The sequence below is a fragment of the Kamptonema animale CS-326 genome, from assembly GCF_028330895.1.
GTDB classification, from domain to species: domain Bacteria; phylum Cyanobacteriota; class Cyanobacteriia; order Cyanobacteriales; family Microcoleaceae; genus Kamptonema; species Kamptonema formosum.
This window is the reverse complement of record NZ_JAQMUA010000318.1, coordinates 1-5,396: the sequence shown is the minus strand read 5'-3', so window position 1 is coordinate 5,396 and position 5,396 is coordinate 1. Positions and strand designations below refer to the sequence as shown.

The window sequence follows — 5,396 nt, the reverse complement described above, 5'->3', positions numbered from 1 at the left end:
GCTTCGCTTCGCTCGCAATGACATAGTTATTGCATAATGCTTTAATTACCAATTATCGCTAGGGACTAGGGGCTAGGGGCTAGGGGAGCAGAGGAGATAGGGGAGCAGGGGAGCAGAGGAGATAGGGAGGATCGGGAAGATTGATAATTAGCAATTAGCAATTAGCAATTAGCCATTACCAATTACCAATTACCAATTACCAATTACCAAATTGTTGTCGGAGAGAATTAGTAATGATTTGGCTGACAAGTTGATTTCCTTGGATGCTCAGATGAATATTGTCTCGATACAAGCTGGTTGGGTGCTGAACTGATTTAAAAATAGGAAGAAAATCTAGGTAAAGTATTTGCTCGGTTTGAGTAAATTCGGTAAGGCGGGTTCTGGCTTTAATTTCGTAATCGCGGGGGTGGCGATCGCTAATTTCCCGCACTAAGGGAGTCATCGCTAAAATAAACTGGGCGTTAACAGATGTAACTATTGTCTTAATTTGACGAATCGCTTCTATGTTGTAACCGACGATATCTCCTCTTTCCTTTTTGGGTACATCTAATTCGGGAAGAGGTGGGTATGGCAAGAGGTAGCGGGTCAATACTTCTACTATGGCAGAAGGGGGTTTGCGGTTTGGGTAGTTGCGATCGCGTCCCACTACCCAAGAACTAGGAGCTTTAGCAAACAAATCATCTGTATTAATCAGCAATACTACTGCGATCGCCCCAAAATGCCCAAATTTCTCTAAATAAGCTAACTCATTTCGCGGCCCCCAAGAATTAGCGGAAGCATTGAGCACTTCGACCTTAGACTGGGGAATGGAGGATAGGGAGAATGAGGAAGGTAGGGAGGATAGGGAAGAGAAAGATTTAACTTCCCCATCTCCCCCATCTCCCTCATCTCCCCCATCTCCCTTTCCTTGGGCTAAAAGCCGTGCCATCATTTCTGAGATAGTATCTGAGCGATCTGTCCACCAACCGCCATTAGCGATCGAATCTCCCAGCAGTAAAACCCTGCGAGTTGACACCGCAGGTATTGGCGTTATCGGAGGGCTACGCATGGAATGCTGGTTAATTTCAATCCGATTGCCAAATCGCCTGACACTCTGGTTAGGGGCCAACAGATAACCGCAGTCGGAATCTGCAATGTAAATCAGGGGATTGCCAAAGCCAAAGAACACCCGGAGACTTACTTCTACTACCACTAGCAATGCTGCGGCGATCGCTAAAATAATCAGAGAAACTTTCACCAATAGCTTTAAGGAAGAAGAACTACAGGTTTGACACTCCCCGGTCTAAAGACGCGGGGATTCTTAAGGACAAACTTTAGGGGATGAATCCCGCCAAAGTTTAATTCTTAAAGGGTTTGCCAGCGACCCACTACTCACTCGCTCAATAATTGAGTCTGTGGCTACTTTTGATTTTCGGATAATATTTGCCGCGCCGTTAATATCCGCATTGATTAACAATCCAGCGCTAGAGCGATAAAGGCCTCGCTTGATTCTTTTCCCGGATGGTTGCCAATTGTCAGGTTTTTCACCGACTTTCACTGGCAGAAAATCTCGGTCTAAAAAGCTGGCTTTTGATGTGTAAGATTCGTCTTGCTCTACAAATCGCCAACCTAGAGAGTCACACTCTTGTTGTAGTCTATCCTTGACTTTAGCTGTGGGAATTTGAACGAAGCTCTGATTGGTCTTACCTCCCATATTAACTTCTTGTTTCTGCCCCTTATTCCAACCAAAAACTATGACGTTGATTTGGTAGTTTTCACAATGCTTTATTATGGTTCTGACTGCCTTGTTGACGGCATCTCTCATCCTTCTGGCACGAGTTTCCGACAACTGTTGCAGTCTTTTTGACGAGAAGCCTTTAGGTAGCTTGCATTGAGCGTGTATGGATTGTAGTCGCGCTTTTTGTTTATTGAACCATTGGTTCCAAGACTTGAGCTTATGACCATCAACAATAAAAGGCTTGCCATTACTTGAAACACAGGTCAACCAGTTATTGATGCCATGATCTATACCCATAATTCCTGTTACTTCGAGACTACAGCTAGGGGTCTGTTCAGTTAAAGATTCGTGAACATACTCAACCCACACCTCACCGTTTCTAGGAATTAACCTGAGTTCTTTGATCTGGCAACCTTTGATGCGTTCAGGTAGTGGAACCCAGAGAGCATCTGTCCCAAAGTGTTCTTTTCCTTTGGTTCCCAGAGGTAGTCTCACCTGATTGCCGACTATTTTCAAGGCTTGTCCGGGATAGGCAACTTGGTACATACCGCCTTTGGTTTTGTACTTGGGCAATCTTGGCTTTTGACTAATTTGCCCCTTCTTAGCTAGCCTTTCCAAAGCTCGGAAAGAGCTAAAGGATTCGGCAACAGACTTTAATGATTGTTGAGCTACTTGCGAGTAGAGTAGACCGTAATTCTCATTGGTCTTAGTTATCTTGTACAAGTCCGGGTATTTAACCGCGCCTTTGTCCTTAAAATAACGTTGCCGACTTTCGTAAGTGCCAACATTGAACAGATTGTTTGACCATCTTAGTAGTTGTTCAACAATAATTTTGTTAAGCCCCGTTAAATGCCAAATATCTTTTTGCACTGCATACATTTGGTTCTACCTCCATTGATTTATTTTACTATGTTTAGCGATCTTGAAATTAACAGGCAGGATAAATCCTGCAATGCCCTTTCATCCCCATGCTCAAGCCACAGGGTTTTCAGGGTATTTTTTATAAATCAGATTTTATAGCGTTTTAGGCGAAGTTACGAAATTAGGATACCCCTCAGAGGGCGGCGTTACGGATACCTTTAAGGCATGGCTATGACTCAAAAAACTGGAGTGCGATCGCAAGTCATCATCGATTCCGTTGGCATCCGAATCAATTAAAAAATTTAATATTTCATTTTCCTAACCAACTACATTTCTAAAATTTTTAATTTTTAATTTTTAATTTTTAATTTTTAATTAAGTAGAGTCTTGACGGGTAGGTGCGGCGCTGAGGCACTCTTCCCCTGTCAAGTTTTTTGGTAGAATTCAATTCAGAACTCTCAGACTCTAATATTGAATCGGGACTTAAACGCAGCGATTAATCTGACCGAGGCCCCCGATTGAAAAAGTAAGGCTAGTTCAGCCTAAACTAAACGCCTGTGGACTGGAAGGAGCCGACTCCCCAGAATGAAGCAGGAAGCCAACATTAAGTCTGAGTCGTCAGATTTGAGTAAGTTTGGTGGAACGAATATTCGGAGCGAAATCTCCAAAGAATCCTACCCTCTCAAGGGGTGGGAGTGTCAAAAATTGGTGGTTTCAGGTAAACCAGTGGACTTAAAACAAATATTCAAAACACCAAACCCGATTATTGGCGTTGTACATTTGCAACCCCTTCCCACTTCTGTGCGTTGGGGCGGTAATCTCAAAGCTATTATCGGGAGAGCTGAGCAAGAGGCGACAGCGCTGGCTTCTGGTGGCGTAAACGGTATTATAGTCGAGAATTTTTTCGACGCTCCTTTTGCCAAAGACGAGGTAGATCCGGCTGTGGTGAGCGCTATGACGCTAGTTGTACAGCGGCTAATGAACTTGGTGACGCTGCCGATCGGAGTTAATGTTTTGCGGAATGATGGTAAGAGTGCAATGGCGATCGCCTCCTGTACTCAAGCTCACTTCATCCGCGTCAACGTTCTCAACGGTGTCATGGCTTGCGACCAAGGATTAATCGAAGGCCAAGCTCACCAACTGCTACGCTATCGCCGAGAATTGGGGAGCGATGTCAAAATATTAGCAGATGTTTTGGTCAAGCATGGTCGGCCCTTGGGTAGCCCCAATCTGACCACAGCCGTGCAAGAGACCATAGAACGCGCTTTAGCCGATGCAGTGATTATCTCTGGCTGGACTACTGGTAGTCCTCCCAATTTAGAGGATCTGGAATTGGCAACCGCAGCGGCGGCAGGGACACCAGTTTTCATCGGTAGCGGTGCGAATTGGGAAAATATCCCTAGCTTGATCTGTGCTGTTGACGGCGTAATTGTCTCTAGTTCCTTGAAGCGACACGGCCGAATCGAACAACCAATAGATCCCATTCGCGTCAGTCAGTTTGTGGAGGCGACACGGCGCGGCCTTAATGCCAAAGCTCAACAAAGAACTGGAGAATGGGGAGTAGAGACTGGGAACTCCCAATCTCCGATCGCTAATTCTCAAATCTAAAATCTAAACTCTAAATACGAGAAATGGTTCGCCGACGTTCAACCCCCTGGATTCACCGCTGGTCTAGAATTATCATTGCCGCGATCGCAGCTATCGGCGTTCTAGAAACTGCCTATCTGACGATCGCGAAATTAACTGGGAATTCTGTCCTTTGTCCGACTAGCGGTTGTGAAAAAGTGCTCAACAGCCCCTATGCCACTGTAGGTGGCATATTACCCTTGAGTTTGTTGGGTTTTGCTGCTTATCTCAGCATGGCCGCACTGGCAGTAGTTCCACTCGTCGTTAATTCTGAAACAGATAAAGGACTCCGCTCTAAATTAGAAAGCTCGACTTGGCTGGTAATCTTTGTATTAGCCACTGCCATGCCGATTTTTAGCGGCTACTTGATGTATTTAATGATTTTTCAGATCGGGGACTTATGCGTTTACTGCGTTAGTTCGGCTATACTCTCGATCTCTCTGTTTCTAGTGACTTTACTGGGCCACGAGTGGGAAGATATCGGGCAACTCTTGTTTACGGGGACTATGGTAGCGATGGTCACGACGATCGCAGCCTTGGGCCTTTACAACAGCCACAGCGTAGAGACCTCCTCGTCTAACTCCGTCCCCGGCATTGCTGCCCCTGCTGTTACTACCGTTTCGGGAACGGCAGAAATCGCTTTAGCCCGCCATCTCAAGCAGATAGGTGCTAAAGAATATGGTGCTTACTGGTGTCCTCATTGTCACGAACAGAAAGAACTGTTTGGCAACCAGGCGGCAAGTATTCTTGATTACGTAGAATGCGATCCCAAGGGTAAAAATTCCCGGACTCAACTGTGCGAAGCAGCAAAAATTCAAGGTTTCCCGACTTGGGAAATCAACGGCAAGTTATATGCAGGTACGCAAAGTTTGGAGAAGCTGGCTGAGGTATCGGGTTACACAGGGCCTACCAATTTCCGAAGTTCACCGCCTAGATAATCTATAGAGGGGAAGAGGGGCTAGGGGCTAGGGGCTAGGGGTTAGGGAAGAGGAAGAAAGAGGGAAGAAGAATTTAGTTATAGCGATCGCTAATACCAATTCTCCAAATTATTGAGACAAGTTGCATTGTTGAGTTAACTTCAGAAGATCGACCTACTACCACTACTGCTGCATAACTTTTTTAGAGAATTGGTATTACAAGAGCCTCCTGCCTCCTGCCTCCTGCCTCCTGCCTCCTGCCTCCTGCCTCCTGC

General features: G+C 45.5%; 4 protein-coding genes. 2 read left to right on the top strand and 2 right to left on the bottom strand.

The genetic code is table 11. The features are described from left to right. Positions 1 to 196: 196 nt before the first annotated feature. Both PN499_RS18275 and PN499_RS18270 read right to left on the bottom strand, forming a co-directional pair. Complete coding sequence (locus PN499_RS18275; protein WP_272033525.1) at positions 197 to 1,237, bottom strand: SGNH/GDSL hydrolase family protein; 1,041 nt, start codon at positions 1,235 to 1,237, stop codon at positions 197 to 199. 63 nt (positions 1,238 to 1,300) lie between these two features. After that, positions 1,301 to 2,596 carry an RNA-guided endonuclease InsQ/TnpB family protein gene (locus PN499_RS18270; protein WP_272033524.1) on the bottom strand — a complete coding sequence of 432 codons (1,296 nt, stop codon included), beginning with the start codon at positions 2,594 to 2,596 and terminating at the stop codon, positions 1,301 to 1,303. A 708-nt stretch (positions 2,597 to 3,304) separates the two neighbouring features. Here PN499_RS18270 and btpA point away from each other — a divergent pair. Together btpA and PN499_RS18260 are read left to right on the top strand one after the other, a co-directional pair. Then, positions 3,305 to 4,186 (top strand): photosystem I biogenesis protein BtpA, encoded by an 882-nt coding sequence (btpA, locus tag PN499_RS18265; protein ID WP_272033526.1) that lies wholly within the window; start codon positions 3,305 to 3,307, stop codon positions 4,184 to 4,186. A 23-nt stretch (positions 4,187 to 4,209) separates the two neighbouring features. Further along, complete coding sequence (locus tag PN499_RS18260; RefSeq protein ID WP_272033523.1) at positions 4,210 to 5,142, top strand: vitamin K epoxide reductase family protein; 933 nt, start codon at positions 4,210 to 4,212, stop codon at positions 5,140 to 5,142. Positions 5,143 to 5,396 lie beyond the last annotated feature (254 nt).